General features: G+C 72.8%; 1 protein-coding gene. It reads left to right on the forward strand.

Annotation, left to right across the window (positions count from 1 at the left end):
• Positions 1-34: 34 nt before the first annotated feature.
• Positions 35-217, forward strand: a 183-nt coding sequence (locus OO62_RS36260) for an Ig-like domain-containing protein (protein ID WP_248782327.1), incomplete at its 3' end; no start/stop codon positions are given.

Consider the following 217-nt stretch of genomic DNA (forward strand, 5'->3'; position numbering starts at 1 on the left):
CTCCTCGCCCGACCCGTCCGTCTTTGGGCAGCCGGTGACCTTCACGGCGACCGTCGCGCCCGTAGCGCCGGGGGCGGGGACGCCCACCGGCACGGTCACGTTCGTCATCTCCGGTGGGCCGACGCTGACCGGGACGCTCTCGGGCGGTACAGCGAGCGTGACGACCAGTGCCCTGACCCCCGGTACGCACACCGTGACGGCGACGTACAGCGGTGAC

Source organism: Streptomyces lydicus (assembly GCF_000717345.1).
Taxonomy (GTDB): domain Bacteria; phylum Actinomycetota; class Actinomycetes; order Streptomycetales; family Streptomycetaceae; genus Streptomyces; species Streptomyces lydicus.